Origin of the sequence: Shewanella morhuae (genome assembly GCF_003028295.1) — a bacterium.
GTDB lineage: Bacteria > Pseudomonadota > Gammaproteobacteria > Enterobacterales > Shewanellaceae > Shewanella > Shewanella morhuae.
On sequence record NZ_PYSG01000003.1, the window covers coordinates 886034 to 910280 of the forward strand.

Annotated in this window: 21 protein-coding genes; 12 read left to right on the forward strand and 9 right to left on the reverse strand. The window is 44.8% G+C overall.

The window, feature by feature from the left end; all coding sequences use genetic code 11:
• Nucleotides 1-23 precede the first annotated feature (23 nt).
• Nucleotides 24-1094, forward strand: coding sequence for an AI-2E family transporter (locus C9I43_RS18530; protein ID WP_107885108.1), 1071 nt, complete (start codon nt 24-26; stop codon nt 1092-1094).
• Between the two features lie 15 nt (nt 1095-1109).
• Here C9I43_RS18530 and C9I43_RS18535 read toward each other — a convergent pair whose 3' ends face one another.
• The 5 genes from C9I43_RS18535 to C9I43_RS18555 form a co-directional block, all read right to left on the reverse strand.
• The gene (locus C9I43_RS18535; protein ID WP_107885110.1) at nt 1110-1406 is read right to left on the reverse strand and encodes a helix-hairpin-helix domain-containing protein; all 297 of its coding nucleotides are present in this window, start codon (nt 1404-1406) and stop codon (nt 1110-1112) included.
• 106 nt (nt 1407-1512) lie between these two features.
• On the reverse strand, nt 1513-2091 hold the full coding sequence (locus C9I43_RS18540; RefSeq protein ID WP_076499385.1) for a nucleoside triphosphate pyrophosphohydrolase family protein: 579 nt from the start codon (nt 2089-2091) through the stop codon (nt 1513-1515).
• Between the two features lie 189 nt (nt 2092-2280).
• Nucleotides 2281-2865 carry a TlpA family protein disulfide reductase gene (locus tag C9I43_RS18545; RefSeq protein WP_107885112.1) on the reverse strand — a complete coding sequence of 195 codons (585 nt, stop codon included), beginning with the start codon at nt 2863-2865 and terminating at the stop codon, nt 2281-2283.
• An 18-nt stretch (nt 2866-2883) separates the two neighbouring features.
• Entirely contained in the window at nt 2884-3318 is a 435-nt protein-coding gene (locus C9I43_RS18550; protein ID WP_107885114.1) for a cytochrome c-type biogenesis protein, read from the reverse strand.
• Nucleotides 3318-5423, reverse strand: a complete 2106-nt coding sequence (locus tag C9I43_RS18555) for a heme lyase CcmF/NrfE family subunit (protein WP_107885116.1) — start codon at nt 5421-5423, stop codon at nt 3318-3320. The genes C9I43_RS18550 and C9I43_RS18555 overlap by 1 nt, the downstream gene beginning before the upstream one ends.
• A gap of 546 nt (nt 5424-5969) precedes the next feature.
• On the opposite strand from C9I43_RS18555, the gene sirA reads away from it, so the two are divergent.
• The 10 genes from sirA to C9I43_RS18605 all read left to right on the forward strand — a co-directional run bounded on the left by sirA (nt 5970) and on the right by C9I43_RS18605 (nt 18044).
• Entirely contained in the window at nt 5970-8036 is a 2067-nt protein-coding gene (gene sirA / locus C9I43_RS18560) for a dissimilatory sulfite reductase SirA (protein WP_107885118.1), read from the forward strand.
• Nucleotides 8037-8098: 62 nt separating this feature from the next.
• Nucleotides 8099-8539 carry a rhodanese-like domain-containing protein gene (locus C9I43_RS18565; RefSeq protein WP_076499375.1) on the forward strand — a complete coding sequence of 147 codons (441 nt, stop codon included), beginning with the start codon at nt 8099-8101 and terminating at the stop codon, nt 8537-8539.
• Nucleotides 8540-8619: 80 nt separating this feature from the next.
• Nucleotides 8620-9402 carry an FKBP-type peptidyl-prolyl cis-trans isomerase gene (locus C9I43_RS18570; RefSeq protein ID WP_076499372.1) on the forward strand — a complete coding sequence of 261 codons (783 nt, stop codon included), beginning with the start codon at nt 8620-8622 and terminating at the stop codon, nt 9400-9402.
• A gap of 58 nt (nt 9403-9460) precedes the next feature.
• Nucleotides 9461-10144 carry a tetratricopeptide repeat protein gene (locus C9I43_RS18575; RefSeq protein ID WP_258192033.1) on the forward strand — a complete coding sequence of 228 codons (684 nt, stop codon included), beginning with the start codon at nt 9461-9463 and terminating at the stop codon, nt 10142-10144.
• A 249-nt stretch (nt 10145-10393) separates the two neighbouring features.
• Nucleotides 10394-10885 carry a nitrous oxide reductase accessory protein NosL gene (locus C9I43_RS18580; RefSeq protein WP_107885122.1) on the forward strand — a complete coding sequence of 164 codons (492 nt, stop codon included), beginning with the start codon at nt 10394-10396 and terminating at the stop codon, nt 10883-10885.
• A 10-nt stretch (nt 10886-10895) separates the two neighbouring features.
• Nucleotides 10896-12185 (forward strand): nitrous oxide reductase family maturation protein NosD, encoded by a 1290-nt coding sequence (nosD, locus tag C9I43_RS18585; RefSeq protein WP_107885124.1) that lies wholly within the window; start codon nt 10896-10898, stop codon nt 12183-12185.
• A complete protein-coding gene (locus tag C9I43_RS18590; protein WP_107885126.1) occupies nt 12182-13234 on the forward strand; it encodes an ABC transporter ATP-binding protein in 1053 nt (350 codons plus the stop codon). Before nosD ends, C9I43_RS18590 begins: the two co-directional genes overlap by 4 nt.
• A complete protein-coding gene (locus C9I43_RS18595) occupies nt 13231-14109 on the forward strand; it encodes an ABC transporter permease subunit (protein ID WP_107885128.1) in 879 nt (292 codons plus the stop codon). The genes C9I43_RS18590 and C9I43_RS18595 overlap by 4 nt, the downstream gene beginning before the upstream one ends.
• Before the next feature lie 221 nt (nt 14110-14330).
• Nucleotides 14331-15614: a winged helix-turn-helix domain-containing protein gene (locus C9I43_RS18600; protein WP_107885131.1), complete on the forward strand. Its 1284-nt coding sequence runs from the start codon at nt 14331-14333 to the stop codon at nt 15612-15614.
• A gap of 315 nt (nt 15615-15929) precedes the next feature.
• Nucleotides 15930-18044, forward strand: a complete 2115-nt coding sequence (locus C9I43_RS18605; protein WP_107885133.1) for a M13 family metallopeptidase — start codon at nt 15930-15932, stop codon at nt 18042-18044.
• Between the two features lie 65 nt (nt 18045-18109).
• On the opposite strand, the gene C9I43_RS18610 is transcribed toward C9I43_RS18605, so the two are convergent.
• Nucleotides 18110-20503, reverse strand: a complete 2394-nt coding sequence (locus C9I43_RS18610; RefSeq protein WP_107885135.1) for a fatty acid cis/trans isomerase — start codon at nt 20501-20503, stop codon at nt 18110-18112.
• A 255-nt stretch (nt 20504-20758) separates the two neighbouring features.
• Between C9I43_RS18610 and C9I43_RS18615 the strand changes: the two genes are divergently transcribed.
• Nucleotides 20759-21382, forward strand: coding sequence for a flavin reductase family protein (locus C9I43_RS18615; RefSeq protein ID WP_076499342.1), 624 nt, complete (start codon nt 20759-20761; stop codon nt 21380-21382).
• A 302-nt stretch (nt 21383-21684) separates the two neighbouring features.
• Here C9I43_RS18615 and C9I43_RS18620 read toward each other — a convergent pair whose 3' ends face one another.
• The 3 genes from C9I43_RS18620 to hslV all read right to left on the reverse strand — a co-directional run bounded on the left by C9I43_RS18620 (nt 21685) and on the right by hslV (nt 24125).
• A complete protein-coding gene (locus tag C9I43_RS18620) occupies nt 21685-22071 on the reverse strand; it encodes a gamma-butyrobetaine hydroxylase family protein (protein ID WP_076499339.1) in 387 nt (128 codons plus the stop codon).
• Between the two features lie 182 nt (nt 22072-22253).
• On the reverse strand, nt 22254-23582 hold the full coding sequence (gene hslU, locus C9I43_RS18625) for an ATP-dependent protease ATPase subunit HslU (protein ID WP_107885137.1): 1329 nt from the start codon (nt 23580-23582) through the stop codon (nt 22254-22256).
• An 18-nt stretch (nt 23583-23600) separates the two neighbouring features.
• Nucleotides 23601-24125: an ATP-dependent protease subunit HslV gene (gene hslV, locus C9I43_RS18630; protein WP_076499334.1), complete on the reverse strand. Its 525-nt coding sequence runs from the start codon at nt 24123-24125 to the stop codon at nt 23601-23603.
• Nucleotides 24126-24247 lie beyond the last annotated feature (122 nt).

The following is a 24247-nucleotide window of genomic DNA, read 5'->3' on the forward strand; positions in this document are numbered from 1 at the left end:
TTATTGTGGGAAATTTTAGCCCTATGACGCCAATTTTTAGTAATGCCGCGATTGGTCGTACCCTATTGATTTTGCTGTTGTGTGCTGGCGTGTTCTTTTTTATCGACTTTTTAGTGCCCGCCTTAGCCGCTTTGATCGTGTGTTTTTCGAGTTGGCCCCTGTATCAAAAACTATTGGCAAAATGCGGGAATCGCACTGCATTGGCGGCGACCATTGCGTTGTGTTGCATCGTGCTTGGGCTGATTATCCCGCTGGTGTTGGTATTTTCCTATGCGTTACAAGAGATTAAAACCTGGGTTGATTGGTTGGTATTTACTAACCAACACGGCTCGCCTGTGCCGGTGTGGATCAAAGATTTACCTTGGATGGGTGAGTGGCTGACCCTGCAATGGCAGCAATTTATCGGTGAGCCACACGAATTAGGCAAAATCATCAGCGCCATCAGCGGTCAGAACTTAAGTGGCATTTCCCGTTGGGTATTGCAGTTGGGCTGGAACACGTTGGGCTTATTATTGACGTTGATTTTTATGCTGATCACCTTATTTTTTCTTTATAAAGACGGTGAACAAGTGGCGAAACAATTGGATGTTATCGGTGAGCGAGTGCTACCCGCCCGTTGGCATAGCTTTTCTCGAGTGGTGCCAGCTACGGTCAGTTCGACTGTTATTGGCATGACGCTTATCGCCATTGGTGAAGGCATAGTGTTAGGGATTGCCTATTGGATTGCCGGTGTGCCATCGGCCGTAGCATTTGGGGTATTTACCGCCTTTATGGCTTTGGTTCCCGGCGGCGCGCCCACCATGTTTACCTTAATTTCACTTTATTTGGTCGGCACTGGCGATACGACTGCGGGTGTCGGTTTGTTCCTCTGGGGTAGCATAGAGCTGTTTATTGTTGATAAAACCCTGCGGCCGAATTTGGTTGGTGGGCCAATTAAATTGCCTTTCTTACCGACATTTTTTGGCTTGATTGGCGGCGTAAAAACCATGGGTTTTGTTGGTTTGTTTGTCGGCCCAGTGTTGATGGCCTTGCTGGTGGCGATTTGGCGGGAATGGTTAAGGGAAGAACCTGAAATAATACAAAGTGATAAATAGGCGTGAAGCTAAAAGCTAAGGCTTAGTCTGCCATAAGGTATTTTTGCGCTCTTCGGTGTAAAACCACCAAGGTTTAGCATCTTCGCCCGCCATAAAACGGGTAATGGAGATAAACACATCGATCATGCACGGGTCGTGTCTCTGGCCCGTTTTGTTACATAGGGTTTGATATAGGTCGTAGGGATTTTGCCCCAGCAGTTGCTCTGGTTTATCTATACCAAGCAAACGTAAATCCGCCGCACAGGATTTGCCAATATTCGGCAAATCAGTTAATTGCTTCACCTCAGCACGCACTACTTTCGCAGGATTCATACGGATTGCCTCGTTAAAACACACGCTGAAAAGTCATTACTGCTGGATAATCGCTTGAGCGAAATAAGAGCCTGTAAATAACAGGCCCTAAACAAAGTTATAAAACTTAGGCTTTAACCAGCTTAGTGAGATCCGCTGGGCGGTAGTATACCGATTTTAGTACCTTGCCTTGGCGAACCACTTTACCGGCCATTTGCACATCTTTAGCGCATTTCGCAATAATGAAGTCGCCCTGTTGGCTGCCGACAATGTCTACACCTTGCTTGGCATAAAAGGCAATCGTCTCAGCCAGTTCTTGTTCGTTGCGGCACACTTTGCTCATATTGCTCGAATGGATTTCATCCCAGCAGCTTATAAAATCAATTTCACGGTTTTTAGCCACGCAAAGCAACAAGTCAATCAGGTAGCTGATTTCGAGCCTGTCAGTTACTGCCTTGGCACCTAAATGTACTAAACGTCCCATTAATACATAAACAGAATCGACGATGGCATCGGCTTGCTCGATACGGCTATCGGCTTCAGTTAACTCAGTGAGTTCTTCAATAATCAAGGACGTATGTAAGGTATCGGCCTTGTCATCTAATGAATTAACATCATTAACGGGCAAGTCGAAGGTGCTACGAAACTCACTGATATCACGATATAAGTGGTCATAAATAGGTTGTGTTAAGCGGGTGAGTTTCATCTGATTTGCCTTGATATAAAGAGTTTGGCGGCAATTTTAAAGAAATGCGCCGCGAAATACAAAGTTCCGCGATGGGGTCAAGCGTATAAAAAGACCCGCTGCTAATATTAGTGCAGCGGGCTTCGGTTAATTACGGGTGGTGTGTACCGAAGGAGATTTTAGTGATTAACTTACTGATTAACCTGTTGGTTATTGGCCGTACTTGGCAATCAACTGGTCTAGGTAAGGTGCTACGTCTTTATCACCCCAGTCTAAATATCCGCGAACAAAGCCCACCAGATTACCCTTAGCATCAAAAAAATACGTCGCGGGAACCACGTTTGCAGGAATGATTTGTTCTATGTTTTGCGTTGGGTCAAACCAAGTTTGGTAGTCTTTAAAATTGTGTTTAGTGAGGAACGGACGAACTTCTTTAAGATCCTCATCGATAGAGATTGGCACTATGGCAATATTTTTGTCCTGATATTGTTGCTTAAGCTGCTGCAGTTGTGGAATTTCACGTAAACAAGGTACACACCAAGTTGCCCAAAGATTGACTAACACCAGTTTGCCTTGGTGCTGCTTTAGGGTTTGAGTTTGTCCTGCCTCATCGAGAAAGAGCACATTTGGCACTCCGCGCGCGTGCTGCATTTCAACAAAGCCAGTCATTACCCTAGGCTTAGGAATGGCTTCACCAGTATCGTAAAGTTTATTTTGTAAAGAGTGGGCTTGGACTATGGTGCTTAATAGAGCAAAACCACACAGCAGCGTGAGCCTAACCAAATATCGTTTCATAGATTAATCCTCTATTTTTTAAAGAGTAGGGCGTGGTGCACTACGTTTAGTGAGCGCAAGGCAAATCCCTACACCGAGTAATAGGAACAGTAATGGCCCAAACCACAACGCCAAGGTTGAGCCTTTAAGTTCGGGCTGATAACGGATTTTTTCACCATAGCGTTGCACCATAAAATGAATAATCTCGTCTTGGCTTTGCCCTTGTTCCAGCATGGTAAATATCTGCGCTTTAAGCTCATGGGCGATAGGGGCTTGAGACTCAAATAGGCTTTGGTTGGTTGCCATAGGGCAGCGCAGCACTTTACTGATATCCATAGCCTGTTGTTGATTAGACACTTTAGCGATTGGTCGCTCTTGCGCCATAAAGAAAAATATCGCGGCTCCCAAAAATAGTGTGATAACAAGTAACCCCATTAAAAAACTGAGGTAAGGTGAGCGAAATGAGGGGGTCATTAGGCAATACTCTCCTGCGGTAGTGGATTTGATGGGTTATGTAAGTTTTCGATATCTAAGGTTTTAACATCTAAAGCTTCAACATCAGATAGATAGCCAAGGCGGCAAGCGGGCCACGCCGCGATAGCACCACCTAATATCATGAATAAGGCACCAAGCCATATCCAACTCGCCAGAGGTTTATAGCTGATGCGGATAAGGTATTCGTTATCACTCAGTTGTAGGCCCATTGAAACGTAAATATCCCGCCATAGACCGTGGTCAATACCAGCATGGGACATTTCCATACCATTACTTTTAAAGGTTTGCCGTTGGGGCGTAACATAGGCTAATACTCGCTCATCTTGGGCGGCATCGCGAATACTGATATTGGCTTGGATAGCGGTAAAACTATTGGTATCAACATTTTCAGTGCTTTCATAAACCAGTACATAACCCGCTAGTGGTTTACCTTGCCCAGGTCCCATTCGAAGCAGGGCTTCTTGTTCAAAAAATGATACAGCCGTAGCGCCAGTAATCGTAATAGCCACCCCAAAATGGGCGATTAGCATCGCCACCAAGCGGCGTTTAGAAAGAGTGGTTACTGTATTGTCAGCATTAACGCTTACGGGATTATTTTTGCTGGTTTGCTTATAGCATCCTAATGCCGCCATCAGCGTGAGTAATAAACAAACCAGTAACCAAAGCGCTGCTGCAGTGCCAAGCATTAAAAATAAATAGTCCCCTTTGGCGGCTTGAAAGCTTATCCATAAGGTTAAGGCTAATACCAATATACCCGGAATGAGCAAGGGCTTAAGTTGCGCTTTTGATGCCTTTTGCCACTGGGCTAAGGGAGCGATACCCATTAACAACACGAGTAAAAAGGTGAGCGGTACAAAGATCGCATTGAAATAAGGCGCGCCAACGGAAAGCGTTCCTAAACCGAGTAGTTCGTAGAGTAAGGGATAAAAAGTCCCCAGTAGCACTGAGAATGCAGCTACCACTAAAAGAATAATGCCGAGCAACAAGAGGGTTTCTTTACTGAAAAGCGCAAAGCTGACATCTTGCCTAAAGGTATGGGCTTTGAGCGCAAAAATAAGTAAAGCGGCGCTGACAAAAAGCACGAGTAAACAAAGGATTGACATACCACGGGTGGGATCAGAGGCAAAAGCGTGCACCGACTGCACTATGCCAGAACGGACTAAGAAACTGCCGAGTAAACACAGCGAGAAAGCTAATAGACACAAGAGTAAAGTGGTGATCTTAAAGCCCTGACTGCGTTTGGTTAATATGACGGAATGCACTAACGCTGTCGCGACCAGCCAAGGAATAAAAGACGCGTTTTCTACCGGATCCCAAAACCACCACCCGCCCCAACCTAATTCGTTATAGGCCCACCATGAGCCGAAGGCATTACCCGCCGTTAAAAAAATCCACGCGAATAGTACCCAAGGTTGTAAATGCTTGACTTGGCGAGCATTAAATTTCCCCCCGAGTAGTGATGCTAAGGCCGCTGCAAAACAAACGGTCAGCCCAACATAGCCAAGAAAGAGCATAGGTGGATGCAGTATCAACCCTATGTCCTGCAATATGGGGTTGAGATCGCGCCCCTCAATCGGAAAATCAGGTAATAAACGAGCAAAAGGATTAGAGGTAAACAGTAAAAACAGGTTAAAGCCGAGGATCACTAAGGATAAAATCGCCAGTAACCTGGCAAAATACAACGCATCTTGGTAGCGGTCACTGCTGTTAGCGTGGGTACAATCGGTTATCGATAGACGATAACTGATAATGGCGCCCCAGAGCGCAATGGCAAATACCCAAAATAACATTGAACCTTCATGGCTACCCCAAACGGCTGCGATTTTATATCCCAGCGCTAATTGACTATTAGAATGGTTGGCAACATAAGCAACAGAAAAATCATCGGTGACAAAGCAATAAACGAGGCAGAGGAGCGATGTGAATACTGATAGAAATAATGCCCGAAATAGAATAGGACTGCATCCTAATAGGTAAGCATTATTTCGATAAATGCCGACGAATGCTATTAATGCCGATAATAGTGCAATAACAGTGCTAATAATTAGCAAAACATGTCCTATTTCTGGCAGCATTACGGTCATTTATTTATTTCCTTTTGGTTATTACACTATTTAATGGCTATAGGGCGTAAGTATTAAGTTATTGGCAAGTGTTAAGTTATTATTAATTATTAAGTCGTTATAAAGTGTCAAATATTAAGCCATTAGTAATGAATTGATGGTTGGTTAAATTGATTTTTATATTTTATGTTGGCGATTCGCTATTTTGTTGATCAAGGTTATTCGAATGCTGTTTTAAAAAATGTGATCTATTCCTTTATTAATTCCTTTATTTGTCTCGTTGAATATTTTTTAAAGTTAAAAGTTATTTTTAGATTGTTTTAGAACTAAAAATGGTGTTTTTTGTTCTAAAAAACTAACAAGTTATTTTGATTATGTTATTGATTTTTTTGATTTAAATGTGGTGCTTGTTATCTTGATTTGTTTATAAGAATTTAATGTGCTCTAGCTCTGATTTTTCATCACCGTCGTTCTTCATCATGCAGTCACTGATCAATTGTTTGTGTCGTTCCGAGAACAATTATGTTCAGTGAAAAATATAAAACTAATGATAATTAGGAGTGAATGATGAAACGATGGAAATCCAAGGCAGCATTAAGTGTGCTGTTTTGTTTAGGCACTGTCGTCAGTGCGGTAGGGTTAGCGTCTGACGCTAAGTCTGCAGGAGACGTCAAGCCCGGTTATGGCAATAAACAGCAAAGTGCCGAGGCGCAAGCTATTATGGCCAATCCCGATGTAACATTTGAATCTCGGGGTGTGAGAACCCTTCAGGATTATATCGTTCAAGAAAAAGAGTTATTTGATTTTCTGTTTGAAAATCATCCGGTATTTAAATATGCAGAAGCTGGCCGCCTAAAGGGTACTTATAAAGTCAGTGACCGTGGGGAAGAATATTTACACGGTGGTGACAGTCAAAAATATAGCCAACACCAAGAGGGTAATCGCCCTATGGCACTGCAATATCGACTTGGCGCTAAGTCGATATTGGATTTCCCTAATAAGTTTGTTGGGCCTGAAAAATGTGGTGAATGCCATGGCCCACAGTATGAAAAATGGAAACGTTCACGCCATTCTAAAACCTTACGCTTCCCTGGTAACCACCCAGAAGTCGATAACGATTTAGAAAAAACAATGTATGGCACTAAAGATACGTCGATTCTGCCAGATGGTATTACGCCAGACGCCATTTACGCCACAGTGGGAACACCAAGAACCAAATATGGCTTTATTGATGGCTATTTAGTTCGCGGTACTTACCATATTCGCGATGGTCTGCTTAAAGACGGTACCGGTACTATGGTGGCCGGTGGTAACCAATTCTCCCGTGGTTGGGCTGAATGGTTAACGCCTGAAATGGCAAAGAAAATCCAAAAAGTCGTCCCTGATTTCCCAACAACGATGGAAGGATTTGGTACCAGTGGTTCACACCAGTGGGGCATGAGCTCGTACGGCGCTAAGTATGAAAAGGAGTTTTTATTCCAACCAGCTAGCTCCTATTGCGAAATGTGCCATAGCTTCAAATTTGACTTTAAAACCAAAGAAGAGTTCTTTGCTGCGTTAGGCAACCCTAAAGAACTGCAAAAACACACTGTTTCACTGGGTATTACCTGTGAAGAGTGTCATGGCGCAGGGGGTCACTTAGATGGCGGTATTGGCGGCGGCATGCCTTCAAACTGTGAGCGTTGTCACCAGCGATTCAACTTTGTTGAAGAGCTAGCCCAAACACCTCAAGGTAAAGAAAAGCTGGAATATGCCTTCAACGTGAAGATGAAGTCATCATGCCCATCTTGTGGTACTGAAGGCTCGCAAATGTTTGCCTCTGCTCACTACGACAAGGGTATGCGCTGCTCGACATGTCATGATCCGCATGAAGTCACCGATGGCGATTGGAAGGCTGGTATCACGAAACCTAAGTTAGTGAAAGAGTGTACCGACTGCCATGCTGCACAGGCTGAAATTGCTAAAAACACTAAGACGCATGGTAAGCAAACCTGTCAAAGCTGCCACATGCCAAACATGGGAAGCTGTGAAAACTTTACCGCTATTCAGGTGCCTGACATGGCGGGCTTTGATAACGTACGTAAATCCCACATGTGGAAAATTGATGTGGATCCATTACGTAAAACACTCAACCCACCAGCAGGTAAGTCACGCGAATCTTCTACTAAAGGTTGGACTGTAGCGAAAGATGAGCAGGGCCATAACTACCTCGATTTAATGTGGACTTGTGCCCGTACCTCAGTGTCAGACCACGATGTGGTTGACAACAAAGGTTGTCATAGCCAATTCCAATCAGAGTTGCCAGCCGGTCTGCATTTCAAAGACCAAATGGAAATCTATGGCAAAGTTCAGAAGTGGCAAAAGCCAGTGAAAGAAACCTTTGCACAAGTAGAGGAAGCACTCGTTCGTATCGATAAGTCAATGTCAAAGGCTAAGTTATCGACAGAAGACAAAGCGCAGGTGTTGATGTTTACCGATAAAGCCGAAGAAGTCATCAAGCTCATTCGAGATGATGGTTCATGGGGTGCACACGGTGCTCGTTACTCACTCAAACGTTTAGACGCAGCTTTGACCTATGTTACTCAAGCCCAAGCCATTATTGATGCTAAAGGCCTAAGTGCAAAAAAAGCCTAGTTTAATGTAAGCCCTAGTTATCCCCGACACCTCTGGGTGTCGGGGAATTTGAGAACCAGATTATGAATACATTACTGCGTCGCAGCCTTACTCAAACCTTAGTGATCTTAGCTATGGGTATTATGGCAATGCCTGTGGTGGCGGGTGGTGGCTCTGAGATGTCCGAAGTGCCTTATAACGAAATCGAACTTAACCCAATTTCAATGATGGAAGCCGAAACATTAGTCGGGCAGCAGGAGGTTTATTTTTTTGACGTAAATACGCTGGAAATATGGGCGGATGGTTTTATCCCCGGGGCGGTTTTTTTCAATGTGCAGAATTGGAGAGAGTTACTTCCAAAGAATAAAGATGCGGTGATGGTGTTTTATTGCGCTAATCGCCTGTGTACCACCAGCAATATGGCCGCCAGAGAAACCATGAAATTAGGTTACACCGGTGTGCGGCATATGGCTGACGGCATTTTTGGCTGGCGCATGTCAGGCCGAGTCATTGAAAAGCCATAGTTAAGACAAGATTTATCGTCAGTTTAGTTTGCGGGTCAAAAAGTGAAACTCACAGGGTTAATTACTAAAGAGAACATAATATGAAAACACGTATGCCAACTTCTTTTATTCCAAAAACCGTCACAGTGGCGACCTGTGCGGCACTCTTTATTTCTATGGCAAGTTTTGCAGCGCCCAGTTTGCAAACCGATGCCGATAAAACCTCATACAGCATGGGGGCATCCATCGGTAATTACATTTCTGGTCAAGTCTATAACCAAGTTGAGTTGGGTTCAGCGGTGAATGTTGATTTGGTGGTGCAAGGTTTTATCGATGCTCTCAAAGATAAACAACAACTGACCGATGAAGAAGTGTTGACCTACCTTAATCAGCGGGCTGAAGAACTGAACGCCGCTAGAACGCTAGTCGCTGAAAAACAAATGGTAGAAACCAAAAAAGCCGGCGCCGCTTTTTTAGCGGAAAACCAGAAAAAGTCTGGTGTTAAGGTCACAGCATCGGGTTTGCAATATGAAGTCCTCAACCAAGGTTCAGGTAATAAACCTAAAGCAGAAGATGTTGTGACAGTGGAATACGTGGGCAAACTGATTGATGGCACTGAGTTTGAAAACACCGTTGGTCGTAAAGAGCCGACGCGTTTTGCCTTGATGTCAGTGATCCCCGGATGGGAAGAGGGGATCAAACTGATGCCTAAGGGCGCTAAATATCGCTTTGTGATCCCGGCCAGTCTTGCTTACGGCGCAGAGTCAGTCGGGGTGATCCCGCCTGAATCCACTTTGGTGTTTGATGTTGAGCTTAAAAATATTGAAACCCCGAGCGAAATGAAAGAGATAAAAAACAAAAGCATGATGCCAGGTCACAGTTAATAGTGGCTATTCGCGGTATTGATGACGATAACAGGCGCTCAGTTTAGGGGATAGAACCGTGGATCTAGGGTTAGGAATTAGCATGTGTTTGGGGCTGTTTGTTGCTTATATTTATTGGCAACACCGCCGCTTAAATCTTGCACAAGATATGGCGCAATTACCTGCCGTATCCGCTAAAGCACCTTTGTTAATGGGCGCGCTACTGGTGCTACTGACCCTAGCTATTTACAGCCAAACTGGCCGTTTTCACGATTGGAACCAAGGTAAAGTTGATGAAAATATTGACTATTTAGTCGCGGCCGATATTACCAAGGGGATTCGTTTGGTTGAAAAAGAGCCGCAAAATACCTTGGCGTTGATGTCTCTGGCACAGGCCTATAGTGCTGGTGGTTTGTATGCTGATGCGGTGCAAACCTTAGACAAATTATTACTGCTGACGGGTGAAGATGCCGAGGTGCTCGGCAGTAAAGCTAATGCGCTTTACTACCGCGATCAACGCCAAATTAGCCCTGAAACCACACAAGTGATCAATCAAGCGCTGGCTTTATGGCCTACAGAACCTCAAACACGCTTGCTACTCGCCACCGATGCCTATCTGAACGCTCGCTATAGTGAGGCCATTAGTCATTGGCAGCAATTGTTGGCAGAGCCAAGTGCTGATATCAACCGCGATACGATTTATACCGCCATAGAAAAAGCGCAAATAAAATTGAATGAAAGTGGTAGTGCATCGAGTCATTAATCACTTTGAGTAAGTGAATCATGTTTCATATTAGACCGCTAGATAAAGTCTTTTAAGTCAATATTTAACGAGGTGTGATTACCTTAAAACGTAATTATGTACAGTTTAATTCTGCATAAAGCTGTGGGATTTAAAAACTTCAGTTAGTTGGCGGCCGGATGTCATTTTTTATCAACCCTCGTCGTACAGGACTGTCCCTGCAAGGTGCCTTGACGAGGTGTTGATTCTTTATTCAACAGGAGCAATAAGATGAAGATGTACTATGGGTTACTACTGTTAATACCTTTGCTATTTAGTGGCCATAAAAGTGAGGCGACCGAGCAAATCCACCAAGCCGAGATGATCCATGAACATGACCGATGTCATTTGTGCGGCATGGTGATCACTAAATACCCTGGCCCCAAAGGGCAAGTACACCTCAAAGCTGACAAAATGGTGCCTAAATTTTGTTCTAGCCGCGATATGTTTAACTTTGCTTTGCAAAGTGAAAACAAGCGCCAGATTGATTATATGATGGTGCATGACGCCGCCACGACCCATTGGGAACAGCCAGACGATAGCGCGTTTATCGATGCAAAAAGTGCATTTTATGTGTATGGCACGACTAAAAAAGCCGTGATGGGACCCGCGGTTGCTCCTCTTAGTACTCAGGCCGCCGCCGAAGCCTTTGCCAAAGAATATGGTGGTCGCGTGTTGACCTTCAACGACATTACATTAGAACTGTTGGCGGGTGATAAGTAGGGCTATAAAGATGAAGCTGCATCGACTCTTTATTGGGCTGTTGTGCTTTGCCTCTTGTAGTAGCTGGGCAGCGCTCACTCGGGTGACAGATACTGATTCACTGACGCTGGCGCTCGGTAAGGCTCAAGATGGTGACACTATTGTACTGGCGACAGCGGTATACAACGGCTCATTTAGTGTGACGCAATCTATTCATTTAAAAGGTGAAGCTGGCGCTACTTTAGATGCACAGCGCCAAGGTAGTGCGTTAATTGTTGAAGCTGCCAAGGTGACTATTGAAGGGCTCAATATCCGTCATTGGGGGCGAGATCTCTATTATCGTGATGCGGGGATCTTGCTACAGCAAGGGGCGGATAACGTGCTGATCACCGCCAATCGCCTCGAGGGTGATGGTTTTGGTATTTATGGCGAACACATAAATGCGCCCGAAATCCTTGCTAACAGTATTAGTGGTAATGGCGCTATTTATGTATTGGATAGGGGCGATGGTATTTACCTTAAGCATGTTACTGCTCCGCAAATTCATAATAACCAGCTTATTTTTGTCCGTGATGGCGTGTATCTGGAGTCTGTTAACCACAGCCGCATTTCTGAAAATCAATTTACCAAGCTGCAATATGGTATCCATTACATGTATACCCAAACTGACGAAGCGTGGCAAAACCAAGCCATTGCCGTTGATGGAGGTTATGCCTTAATGAGCTCAACCGATATTTATCTGCACCATAATCGCGTAACTCAGGCGCGTGACTTTGGCATTTTGCTCAATATCACTGAGTCCTGCCATGTACAAGCTAACAGCGTTAGCAATATTCATAACCCTAAGGGAACCGTGGAATTAGGTAATGAGGGCAAAGGTATTTTTATCTACGCAGCGCAAAATAATCGCATTGAAGATAATGAGTTTAGTCATAGCGATACGGGGATCAGTATGTCGATGGGCGGTGAGAAAAATCGTCTGTGGCGTAATCGTATTGTGGCAAATCAAACCCAAGTAAAATACGTGGGCGACGCACAACTGGAGTGGAGTTATCAGGGGCAGGGTAACTATTGGTCGCAATATCAAGGCTGGGATTTAGATTCCAATGGGATTGGCGATCTTGTGCATCGGCCTAACGACAGTTTAGATAAACTATTTTGGCTTTATCCAGAGGCAAAATTATTAATGGAAAGTCCGGTAGTGTTGCTACTACGTTGGGTCGAGCGACAATTTCAGCCCCAAGCAACAAGTGGTATTAGTGACAGCTTCCCCTTAATGCGTTGGGGCGAGCCTGCGCAAGTTGATGGAGTTTCGCGATGAATCATCAAGCGGTTACACACTCTGCGAGTAAAGCTATCTTGCATAGCGACATTGCCGTTAAAGCCATTAATGTCGTTAAGTCTTATAACCAATTTAAGGCACTGCAAGATGTGAGTTTTGATGTGTTAAAAGGCGAAGTCATCGCCCTCATTGGGCATAATGGCGCAGGTAAATCTACGTTACTTAAATTGATTTTAGGGCTTATTGCCCCCACCAGCGGCCAGATTTTTGTGCAAGGCCACAATGTAGGAGCCATGAATGCACAGCAGCGTTTATCTTTAGGTTACTTACCTGAAAATGTAAGCTTTTATGACAACATGACCGCTTTGGAACTGCTGCAGTATTTCGCAAAACTTAAGGGCATCGCCCCTGCAAAAGCCAATACATTACTTGCCGAGTTTGGTTTAGAGGCCGCTAAAAATCAGCGTTTAAATACCTTTTCAAAGGGAATGCGTCAGCGCCTTGGGCTCGCACAGGCGATATTAGCCAACCCCAAAATATTATTACTCGATGAGCCAACCGTGGGTTTAGATCCCTTAGCGTCGGCATTTTTATATCAAAAAATCGCGCAACTTAAAGCCCAAGGCTGCGCCATTATCATTAGCACCCATGAGTTAGGATTAGTGCAAGATCAAATGGAAAGAGCCTTGATCTTAGGTCAAGGCCGCATGCTTGCTGGCGGAAGCTTAGCCTCTCTTAGGGCGGCAACTGAGTTACCCAGCCAAATTTTTTTACACTCGTTATCCCAAACACAGAAGCAAGAGGTGCTAAGCGAGCCTATTTTAAGTGCATGTGTGAACACATCTTCGCAGCAGGGCTTAAAGCTGACCATAGCGCCCAGCCAAAAAGCCGCGGTATTACATCATTTATTACAAAAAATGAAGCTAGTGGACTTTTCTGTAGAGCCGCCGAGCTTGCAGGATATATTTCATCACTATATGGAAAGTATTATGGGCAGCGTTTGCGATGCTCCAGCGCCTATTTTATCCCCTACGGCCTTTCAAGCGGTGAATATGACGAGTGACCTTAAGCGGGAGTCGATGACATGAGTCAAACCGACGTTTTATCGGGAGAAAGCCATTTAAGCGGCCTGAGCATTATTAGCACTATCGCCGCGAAAGAATTTAAGGATAACCTGCGTAACCGTTGGTTATGGATGATGACGGCAATATTGCTACTGCTTTCATTGAGCGTGAGTTTTATGGGCAGCGCTATATCTGGCAGCTTAACCATGTTTGAGCCTGCACAAACCCTCTCTGGATTAGTCACGTTATCGGTGTTTATTCTTCCGTTAGGTGCGATTCTGTTAAGTTATGACAGCTTTGTGGGGGAGAAAGAGGCCGGTACTTTACTGTTATTGTTGACCTATCCTTTAGCGCGCTGGCATCTGCTGTGTGGTAAGTTTTTAGGCCATGGTTGCGTGATGGCGATTGCCTGTATTTTAGGCTTTGGCGTGACAGGGCTAATGCTGATTTTATTAGGTGATGCTAAGGTTCAGTTAACCATAGTCAGCGGATTTACTCATTTAATCCTCAGCAGTATTTTACTCTCATTAGTCTTTATTTTATTAGGCTATTGGGTCAGTTTGTGTGTGCGAGAAAAAGCTAAGGCATTAGGAATATTACTTATTTTATGGTTTGTACTGGCGCTAATATATGATCTGGTATTACTTACTGTATTAGTCGCGATGGCCGACATACTTAATCGCGAGTTATTTAACATAGTGATTTTATTCAATCCTACCGATTTATTTCGCGCCTTAAATTTGATTGCTAATCCCGCAGATACGCTCGTTGCGAAAAGTAGCCTTACGCTAATAGCGCAAACAGGCCTTGGATTACCCTTAATGTATTGTTTATTTGCTGGCTGGATTATCGGCTTACTCTTTTGCTGTCATTGGGTCTTTAAACAGCAAGAAATTTAATTAGCACCTGCTACATTAGGTGGAATTAGCGCTTATTAAACAATAACTAAACTGAGTATGCAGTCACAGTATTTTATGTTGTTAAAACGTAACATAAACCCTATTAGCTTGGTGATGCTTTGTCACTCTAGCTTATGGATAAATACGTTGTCCTAATATGGTTGTCAGCGGTTAGTACAATCATACCTTATCAGTTTTTACTGATTTATCGGGCGCTTAACATGCATAAAATTACTGCTTATTTATTTTTAGATGAACAGGCTAAGCAATTAGTCGATCAAGTGCATGGTACATCCATCAGTTTGACTTTTTCTGAAGCGGCGGTGTTGGCCTTATTGTTGTCATCCCCCAATGCGATTTTTACCAAAGAAGCGCTTTTAGAGGCTGGCTGGCCTGATCGCGTTGTTGCGCCAACATCGTTAACTCAGTGCATTAGTACCCTGCGTAAAAAGTTAGAACCCTATACCGAAGTGCAGTTAAAAACCATCGCCCGCCGTGGTTATCAACTGCATGTTTCAGAACAATCCCATGTAAAAATGTTAGCAATAAACGATGCTGATGCTATCCGTGATGCCATTGTTGGGGTATCTGCTTGGACTAAATTTGCGGGCATTGCCTTACTGTGCGTTATCTTGGCGATCGTCTGGTATGTGAGTGACCGCCATGCCATGGTTAAACATTTGGTTAAGTGGCATGCCGATAAATTTATCAGTCTCAATATCGGTGGCACTGTTGGAACCGCGCAAATGTTCTACATTGGTGATGAGGAACATTTGCACCCGTCATTGTGGCAAAAACATTTAGCGCCTGAAGGTAATCTTGTTGACAGTATTAAGCATTTCAGTGCCTTTGTGGCAACGGATGGGCATAATTATTCGATGGCAATTTGCCCTGAGTTAGATGCCGATGCCTGTAATGGTAGCGGTATCATTAATATCACCGCATTAGATGCAAAACCGGCAGGTTTGAATATGGCCGAGTTTATTCCGCTCAGTCAGCAAATGGAGCAACGCATTCGTTACAATCGTATTGTGTTGCCCACCGATGATACTGCCATGGGTGAACTGCTTGAGCATAATTACCATGCGGATATTTATTTCCCTGTTGCGGGCGAGCTGTTAGTGCGTAACGATCTTAGTATGTCTCTAGTGTACGAGGGCAAAAATAAGGGTAAGTTTTATTCGACCTCATGTATCACAGACCAAGATTGCTTAACGACACCGATTAAATACACCATCCGCGGCGAGTTTGAACAGTATCAAACTGAAATCAGTAACCTTAAAGTAGATGTATTCCACGTTAAGGTGCAGCAAAAAGAGCTGACAAAGCCGGATGAAGTTAGCGCTTCTGCGATGCAGTTTTATCGTGAAATCCGTAAACACGATATCCGCGATGAAGACTTATTTTATTATCGTATCTATCAAAATGAGCAAACCGCGGTGTGGATCATTCCTCAAATGGGACAAGTGGTTGCATGGGCTCAGTACTCACAAATTAAGCTGTAACCCAGCTATAAATAATATTAAGCCGGCATCACGTCGGCTTTTTCGTCTTCATCGATTTATTTCTGGTCATGCTAGCGTGCCTTTTTAAACGGCTAGATTAGGTAAAAATCGATATTTTATATTAATTTTTTATCATAAAAAGTGGCTTTATTTTACATCTGCGGCCACAGCCAGTTACACTGCCAAGCCATTGGGGTAAGTGATTGAGCTTAGCCAAAAGGGTGACGAGCGCTGAGCTAAAGAAACTAGCCGTACAGTTAAATTAACGTGTTGTTGCCACGACCAAAATATAATAATAAAACAGAGGAGTTATTCATGTCTGATCGTCTTATTCCCGTGCTGTTACTGTCTACATCAGTACTGACAGGGCTCACAGCTTGCAATGATAGCAGCCAAGAAAATACTGCAAAAACCAGTGATACTGCGCCTAAAAGCCAAGCCGTTGCGACTCAAATGCCTATCGGTATTAATTTGGCAGCCATGATGCCAAGCGTAAAACCTGGGGATGATTTTTATGCTTACGCCAATGGCGAGTGGATGAAAACGATGGCGATCCCGGCCGATCGTTCTAGCACGGGTGCTTTTCTGGTGGCCTTTGAAGCGACCGAAAAACATAATACCAGCCTGATTGCTAAGCTGGTTAACGCTCAGCACGCCGCGGGCAGCGACGAGGCGCGTATCGCAGATTTCTACAAGGCTTACATCGATACCGCCGCGATTGACGCCGCAGGAATGAAACCTGCCGAGGCCGATATTGCCCGTTTTGAGGCCATTAGCAGCAAACAAGATTTATCTGCGATATTAGGCGCAAATTTACGCGCCGATGTTGATCCACTTAATGCGACCGACTTTTCTACCGAAAACCTGTTCGGGATTTTTGTAACCCAAGGACTCGCCACACCGGGCGAAGTATTACCCTATATTTTACAGGGCGGTTTAGGCTTACCTGAGCGCGAATATTACCTATCCGCCGATCCTAAAATGGCTGAGATTCGCACTGCTTATCGTGCCTATATTGAAACACTCCTTAAAGACGCAGGTGTGAGTGATGCTGCAGCCCGCGCCAATCGGATTTTTGCCCTTGAACACAAGATTGCCGCCGCCCATGCTAGCCGTGAAGAAAGTGAAGATTTTGCTAAATCTTCGGGCGTGTGGAGCCGCGCTGACTTTGATACTAAAGCGCCGGGCATAGATTGGGCTGCTTTTTGGGATGCCGCGCAGTTGGGTAATCAACCAAAATTTGCCGCTTACCATGCCACTGCAATCAGCGGCCTTTCTGCATTAGTGGCTTCAGAGCCGCTAAATGCATGGAAAGATTGGTTGGTGTTTCATCACATTAATAGCCATGCCGATGTGTTGCCATCAAATATTGATCAAGCTGCATTTGCCTTTAATGGCACTAAGCTTTCTGGCACGCCAGAGCAGCGAAGCCGCGACAAACTCGCCCTAAGCGCCCTTGACCAATACTTAGGGGATGCCGTAGGTCATGCCTATGTTGAGCAATATTTCCCAGCATCCGCCAAGGCAGAAGTGAGCACTATGGTGGATAACATAGTGGCAGCTTTTGGTCAGCGAGTTGAAAAATTAGATTGGATGGACCCTTCCACTAAAAAAGAGGCCTTAGCGAAAGTAGCGACTATCGCAGTGGGCGTCGGTTATCCCGACAAATGGCGCAACTACGACAGCTACGCAGTTTCTGCAACCAATGCCTACGCCAATGCCGTTAACGGCGAAAAAGTCGAATATGTCCATCAGTTAGCCAAAATTGGTAAGCCAATGGATAAAGGCGAGTGGTGGATGACCCCGCAAGTGGTGAATGCAGTGAACTTGCCGGTGCAAAATGCGCTTAACTTCCCAGCGGGTATTTTGCAGCCGCCATTTTTTGATGCTAAGGCCGATGCGGCTTACAACTATGGCGCAATAGGCGCTGTGATTGGCCATGAAATCAGCCACAGTTTTGACAACAATGGTGCAGCGTTTGACTCAACTGGCGCTATGCGTAATTGGTGGACTCCCGCTGACTTTGCCCAGTTTGCTAAACAAGGCGATGCGTTAGCCCAGCAGTTTGATGCCTATGCTCCATTCTCTGATTTGCATGTGAATGGCAAGCTCACCTTAGGTGAAAACATTGCCGATGTGGCAGGTTTAGCTGCGGCTTATGATGCTTACCATGCTTCACTTAAAGGGGCAGACGCGCCTGTGATTGAAGGCTTTAGTGGCGATCAACGCTTCTTTATTGGCTTTGCACAAACTTGGGCCACTAAAATGCGCGATGAAGCGCTGCGTGCTCGCGTTGCTACCGATGGCCATGCGCCCGGCATGTACCGCGCACTGACCGTGCGTAACTTAGATGCTTGGTATCGCGCATTTGATGTTAAGCCAGGTGATAAGCTGTATTTAGCCCCAGAAGATCGGGTTAAGATTTGGTAAGTTTACTCGGTTGATTTAAAAAAAGGGGAACGCTAGCGTTCCCCTTTTTTTACTTAATAAGATTATTAGCGATTTTCTAGGCGGTTATAATCCAACCAGCCACTCGTTATTGGGTGGCTATCAAAAAATACTTGATTGAGTTTGTCGCTAAAGGCCCAAAATTGAGGATTAGTGCGGCGAATACCGACAAAATCGAGCAACGCCTCGTAGTCCTTTTCGGTTTGCATTTGCTCTACTGTCGCGACAACTTTGGCTAAGTCCTGCTCTTTCACCAGCCAAAATGCCTCTGGATAACTGCCTAATAAACCATACACTAAGGTGACATCATCCTTCGCGGGTTCGCGATTATTCGCCTCATTAAAAAGACTCGAAATATTACGATGAGCACTATTGCGAACTAAGCTGAAAACCTCGGCTTTACCTGCGTTTTCTGGCTCGACCATGATCATAGTCAACTCAGGTAATAAGGTCGCTTGTGTGCCCTTTATTCGGCTTAGTGCCTGCAGTAATGCTTTACTATTGGCCTGTAACTGGTTGTTTTCTAACTCGTATTTATGTGGCTGAACCTTAGCGACTTTCCCCCTAAGCTTTTGATACAACTCGCCTTTTAGGTCATCGCTATAGTAGAGCACGCCAGTGGGTTGATTAAAGGTGTTGATATCGCCTGTGATAAACGCCGAAAGTTGAGTGCCAGAGCCTTGATACCAATCACTTAATTGTTTACGTCTTTCTTCTTGTGGCAGTAAGGTTAAGAAGTTTGACTCTCCCTCCATGCGCAAAAAATCCATATACAGGCGAGTGAGCAGCTGGTGGCCATAGTTACCATAAACATCAAATCCTGCTACCAGTAAATAATGGATACGCTCTAACAAAGCATAATCAATGATCCAAGCGGTTTTGGGCGTCTCGCCCACTAAACCTTTAACGACAGTCGCATTATCAAAGTGACGTAATACCGTGAGGCTAGCATTGTCATTATTACCGTCTCCATCCCAGATACTGTCAATTGTAAGGTGTTGGCCATTTTTTAATTTGTTATTTAAAAATTGATTACGTGCTCGAAGATATCTGCCTTGCTTGGCGGCATATTTGACCCAAGTGACTGCCATTGCAGAGCTTTCTTCCTCAGCTGGCATACGTAGATTTTCTAGCTGTGATTGTTGAAATGCGATGACATCGGCGCCGTCGATATAATCAGGTGTAACAAAGTACACCCAAAATCTATCGTTAATCACATTGAGCGCGACCTGACCACGACACACCGGGCCTTTAATAAAGCCCATAATGGTGTCTTGGGCACGGGTTAACATAAATCGATAGCGCGCCCCAGCTGGCAGTTGAATAAAGGCCTCGAATGGGTTAGCCGCGACACTTGGCGCATAGCTTGGTAGTGCAGTCACTTGATAATCGGCATCGATAAACCATTGTTGCCAGTTATTCAGTAAGCTGGCGTTTAAGGTGTAGGGAATATGGGTTTTATCGACAATGGTGGCTCGATAAGGCCGAAAACGATAATAGACGCGCTGCACCTTAGGATCGTCAAATGGGCGCCTGGAGGCAATAATATCAAGGGCTTGCCCTGGTGGTGTACTGGATCGCACTAGCTCGAAAAATAGCGGTTGTGCGCTTGGCTCTGTCAAAGACTCAAAATATAAATGAAAGGCAAATAAATGCTCATAGATATAACGGGCGCTTAATTGGCTTTTTAAACTATCGCCGTTTAAGAAAGTCTCCCATTGGGTGATTTCAGTTGTAAATTCAGGGCTTAGCGATGGCGAAAATGGCAGTGGTGCGCCTTGTTCGAGCCAGTGCATCAGCACTTGGTGTTCATTAGCATTCAGCGCTGGCAAGCCATAGGGCATACCGGCATACGGTTGGCTTTGCTGATATTGGTCCATTTCTTCTAGGTTGGCACACTGCTGAACTCTGTCTAGGCTGAAATCAAAACGCTTATCTAAAATCTTGTCTTCGGGTAGTGGATGCATTTGTTTAAGTGTGAGCATTCTGGCCAGTACCGAAGCTTGGGTATTAGCCTCTGGGGTTTGGTTGCGCTCGTTTAGTACGGGGTAAAAACCATGTTGGCGCCAAGTTTCGGTAGTAAAGGCATCGACAAATAGTCGGTTAGGTGTAGCTGCCACAAGGCGAGAACCTTGATAAACCTTTTCTTTACTTGCGCCGCGTTCTATACCTTCGCTTGAGGTCATTTTGAGCTGGCAAGGGGCGTCATAACAGGCATGGCAAACCACGCAGCGGCTGTTGAGAACCGGCTCAACCTCTTTTTGCACAAACTCGGCTTGTGTAATAAAGTTTTGATTTAGCTCGGCATTTTCGAGGCGTTTTTGCGGTGAGCTAGTGCCAAAAAGGCGATCAAAGTCGACTTGCGCTACGCTGGCACACCCCGCGACCAGTAGCACTGTCACCAGTAACAGCTGTTTCCATATACCTTGTATTGCAGCCATTCATTACTCCTTTGATTCACTATTACATTACCTCGCAGGCAATGATATCTCACCCTCTAATGGGCATTACTTTAGCAGAAGAGTCGCCTAAATTTAAAATCTATCATGTATTCAAGCTAATAAGCTCGGTTTACTGACGTTATACTGTTTGGCGCACTAACCTAAATTAAGTAATATAGCTGGCTATAACAGAATGCCAGTGATGGCGGTTTTAATCGCTCAAGTATGGTTGTGGTAATAATAAAAGGGTGAAGTATGACTGCAGATAACCGCTATTTTTACCAGCCGAGTAAAGGTCATGGTCTGGCGCACGATCCTTTAAATGCCATTATAGGCCCACGGCCTATTGGCTGGATTTCATCGCGTAATGCTCAGGGACAACGCAATCTTGCGCCTTATAGTTTTTTCAATTGTTTTAATTACAAACCGCCGATTATTGGTTTTGCCAGCATAGGTTGGAAAGATAGTGTCGCCAATATTGTTGAAACAGGGGAGTTTGTGTGGAACCTCGCCACCCGCAGTCTCGCTGAGCAGATGAACCAAACCTCAGCTACATTGGCACACGGCCAAGATGAGTTCAGCTTTGCCGGACTCAATGCTAAAGCAGGCACGATTGTTAAGGCCGATTTAGTGGCTGAAAGCCCAGTGAATTTTGAATGTAGGCTGTCCCAATGTATCCAGTTAACTGCCGCCAATGGCGATAATATTGATACTTGGTTAGTGCTAGGTGAAGTGGTGGCCGTGCATATTGCCAAGCACTTACTCAGCAGCGAGGGGATTTATCAAACTGCACTCGCCGAGCCAATATTACGTGCCGGCGGTCCATCGGCGTACTATGGGATCTCTGAAGATTTGCGTTTTGAGCTACATAGACCATAAGTGTGGCGGTTTGCTTAGGTGCCGCAGGGTTTGGGGGCTAGCGTAGTTCGAGTTTTCACTCATGAGTGTTGTTATCTCATGGCTGAGCAATCCAAGGTTGAAGCTTTTTTTTAAAAGAAAATCTAAGTCGTGGGGCTTCCCCACGACTTTAAGACGTTAAATAATATTACATTTTTAAGTTAACGCTGTGCTTAATGATTAGATTAATAAATTGAAAATTACTGTTAGCTGTAGTGCCACTTATATTTAGCAAGTCACCAATTGTGTTAATTACACAATTAGGCGTCCACTTATCTAACGTATTAGTTGTACTTTATATTCATCGCAATCAGCGGTTCGCGTGAGGCTTTTTCGGCACGTAGGCGGGCAAGGTATTTTTCCCATAGATCCACTTGATGGGTGGCGAGATCGTAGAGCACTTTCCACGAGAATAAACCGGTGTCGTGGCCATCATCAAAGACGATTTTCACTGCGTAGTTGCCGACGGGTTCTATGGCACTGATGTTGACGTTTTTCTTGCGGGTGACCAGCTTTGGATTGCCGTGACCATGTACTTCAGCCGAGGGCGAGTAGACTCTGAGCATCTCGCAGCTGAGTTGATGTTGCTCACCATTGTCGAAACTGACTTCTAGAATGCGCGATTTACGTTTCAGTTTTAGATCGGTGACATTGGGCGTTGCTGTGGTCATAGGTTGGCTACCAGAAAGTGCTAGAAATAAGATAACGAATGCCTGATTACTGTAACCATTAACGGCTAAGGATACAAAGAGTATGCCTTAGCCGTGATCACAGTTTTGCCATTAGGTGGGGAGTTTGGTATTAATGGCATACTAAACTTTTACCTAAGTTCAAGTTTTACCAGTCTTACCGCTTAAAGGATAAAGCGGCTGAGATCTTCATCTTGGACTAAGTTATCTAAATGAGCGCTAACATAGTCGGCGTCGATAACAAAAGCAGAGCCTGATTTTTCCGATGCATCGTAAGAGATGTCTTCCATCAGTTTTTCCATCACAGTGTGTAAACGGCGAGCACCAATATTTTCAGTGCGCTCATTCACTTGCCATGCGGCTTTGGCAATGCTGTCGATACCCGATTCGGTGAACTCGATTTTCACGCCCTCAGTGCCCATTAACGCGACATATTGCTCGGTCAGTGATGCATGGGGTTCTGTAAGAATACGTTTAAAATCATTGGCTGATAACGCATCTAACTCAACACGTATGGGTAAACGACCCTGTAACTCAGGAATTAAATCTGACGGTTTAGACATCTGGAATGCACCAGAGGCGATAAACAAAATATGGTCGGTTTTCACCATGCCGTGCTTAGTGGTTACCGTGCAGCCTTCAATCAGTGGCAGTAAATCACGTTGCACACCTTCACGGGAAACGTCTGGGCCTGAGGTTTCGCCGCGTTTACAGATTTTATCGATTTCGTCGATAAAAACGATACCGTTTTGCTCAACCATCTCAATGGCTTGCTCTTTTAAATCTTCTTGGTTAACCAGCTTCGCCGCTTCTTCCTCTATGAGTAACTTAAAGGCTTCTTTGATTTTCATCTTGCGGCGTTTAGCAGGGGCTTGGCCCATATTTTTAAACAGGCTTTGCAGCTGATTAGTCATTTCTTCCATGCCTGGAGGCGACATGATTTCGACCCCAATTTGCGGCTGGGCAACATCAATATCAATTTCTTTATCGTCTAATTGACCTTCGCGGAGTTTTTTACGAAACACTTGGCGGGTATTTGAGCTTGAGTCGGTTTCTGCACTTTCCCAGTCATTTTTTGGCTTAGGCAACAGCGCATCGAGGATACGTTCTTCGGCGTGTTCTTCTGCAAGTTGGCGACACTTACCCATTTGCTGTTCGCGGGTAAGCTTGATGGCGATATCGGTTAAATCGCGGATGATTTGCTCGACTTCTTTACCGACATAACCGACTTCGGTGTATTTAGTCGCTTCGACTTTAATAAATGGCGCGTTAGCTAACTTAGCTAAACGGCGGGCAATTTCAGTCTTACCTACGCCAGTTGGGCCAATCATTAAAATATTTTTTGGGGTAACTTCTTGACGGAAATCAGCATCCAATTGCATCCGGCGCCAGCGGTTACGCAGGGCGACAGCAACAGAACGTTTGGCTTTTTGTTGGCCAATAATGTGTGCATCCAGCTCGTGGACAATCTCACGGGGGGTCATTTCAGACATATATTCCTCACGGGCTGTTTAGTAATTGAGTTCTTCAATTGTTTTGAATTGATTGGTAAATACGCAAATGTCACCCGCTATAGTCAGGGATTTTTCAGCGATTTCTAAGGCCGATAATTCAGTGTTTTGCAATAAGGCCAACGCCGCAGCTTGGGCATAATTGCCGCCTGAACCGATAGCGACTAAATCGTATTCTGGCTGCACTACATCACCATTACCGGTGATGATAAGCGAGGTTTCGGCATCGGCGACAACGAGTAAAGCTTCGAGTTTTCGCAGCATACGATCGGTACGCCAATCTTTGGCAAGCTCAACGGCCGAGCGTAATAAATGGCCTTGGTGCATTTCGAGTTTTGCCTCAAAACGTTCAAATAAGGTGAAGGCATCGGCGGTGCCGCCAGCAAAACCTGCCAGTACCTTGTTGTGATATAAGCGACGCACTTTTTTGGCGTTACCTTTCATCACGGTATTGCCTAGGGAGACTTGGCCATCGCCGGCGATGACAACTTGATTATTACGGCGTACTGATACGATAGTGGTCACAATGAATCCTCTTCTGGCCCGTATGACAAATCATACGGTGGATGATGGATTAGATATGGGGATAGATGACCGTAATTCAAGTAATAGCCGCAAATGCGAAAAGAGTTTGCTTACTTTTTCAT

Bases quoted from the DNA above. Each gene is read 5' to 3' on its own strand.
- C9I43_RS18615 (WP_076499342.1), top strand. From the start codon at position 20,759: ATGACTGCAGATAACCGCTATTTTTACCAGCCGAGTAAAGGTCATGGT.
- C9I43_RS18570 (WP_076499372.1), top strand. From the start codon at position 8,620: ATGAAAACACGTATGCCAACTTCTTTTATTCCAAAAACCGTCACAGTG.
- nosD (WP_107885124.1), top strand. From the start codon at position 10,896: ATGAAGCTGCATCGACTCTTTATTGGGCTGTTGTGCTTTGCCTCTTGT.
- C9I43_RS18605 (WP_107885133.1), top strand. From the start codon at position 15,930: ATGTCTGATCGTCTTATTCCCGTGCTGTTACTGTCTACATCAGTACTG.
- C9I43_RS18600 (WP_107885131.1), top strand. From the start codon at position 14,331: ATGCATAAAATTACTGCTTATTTATTTTTAGATGAACAGGCTAAGCAA.
- C9I43_RS18595 (WP_107885128.1), top strand. From the start codon at position 13,231: ATGAGTCAAACCGACGTTTTATCGGGAGAAAGCCATTTAAGCGGCCTG.
- hslU (WP_107885137.1), bottom strand. From the start codon at position 23,582: ATGTCTGAAATGACCCCCCGTGAGATTGTCCACGAGCTGGATGCACAC.
- C9I43_RS18535 (WP_107885110.1), bottom strand. From the start codon at position 1,406: ATGAATCCTGCGAAAGTAGTGCGTGCTGAGGTGAAGCAATTAACTGAT.
- sirA (WP_107885118.1), top strand. From the start codon at position 5,970: ATGAAACGATGGAAATCCAAGGCAGCATTAAGTGTGCTGTTTTGTTTA.
- C9I43_RS18620 (WP_076499339.1), bottom strand. From the start codon at position 22,071: ATGACCACAGCAACGCCCAATGTCACCGATCTAAAACTGAAACGTAAA.
- C9I43_RS18550 (WP_107885114.1), bottom strand. From the start codon at position 3,318: ATGACCCCCTCATTTCGCTCACCTTACCTCAGTTTTTTAATGGGGTTA.
- C9I43_RS18580 (WP_107885122.1), top strand. From the start codon at position 10,394: ATGAAGATGTACTATGGGTTACTACTGTTAATACCTTTGCTATTTAGT.
- C9I43_RS18540 (WP_076499385.1), bottom strand. From the start codon at position 2,091: ATGAAACTCACCCGCTTAACACAACCTATTTATGACCACTTATATCGT.
- C9I43_RS18590 (WP_107885126.1), top strand. From the start codon at position 12,182: ATGAATCATCAAGCGGTTACACACTCTGCGAGTAAAGCTATCTTGCAT.
- C9I43_RS18555 (WP_107885116.1), bottom strand. From the start codon at position 5,423: ATGACCGTAATGCTGCCAGAAATAGGACATGTTTTGCTAATTATTAGC.
- C9I43_RS18530 (WP_107885108.1), top strand. From the start codon at position 24: ATGACGCCAATTTTTAGTAATGCCGCGATTGGTCGTACCCTATTGATT.
- C9I43_RS18565 (WP_076499375.1), top strand. From the start codon at position 8,099: ATGAATACATTACTGCGTCGCAGCCTTACTCAAACCTTAGTGATCTTA.
- C9I43_RS18545 (WP_107885112.1), bottom strand. From the start codon at position 2,865: ATGAAACGATATTTGGTTAGGCTCACGCTGCTGTGTGGTTTTGCTCTA.
- C9I43_RS18610 (WP_107885135.1), bottom strand. From the start codon at position 20,503: ATGGCTGCAATACAAGGTATATGGAAACAGCTGTTACTGGTGACAGTG.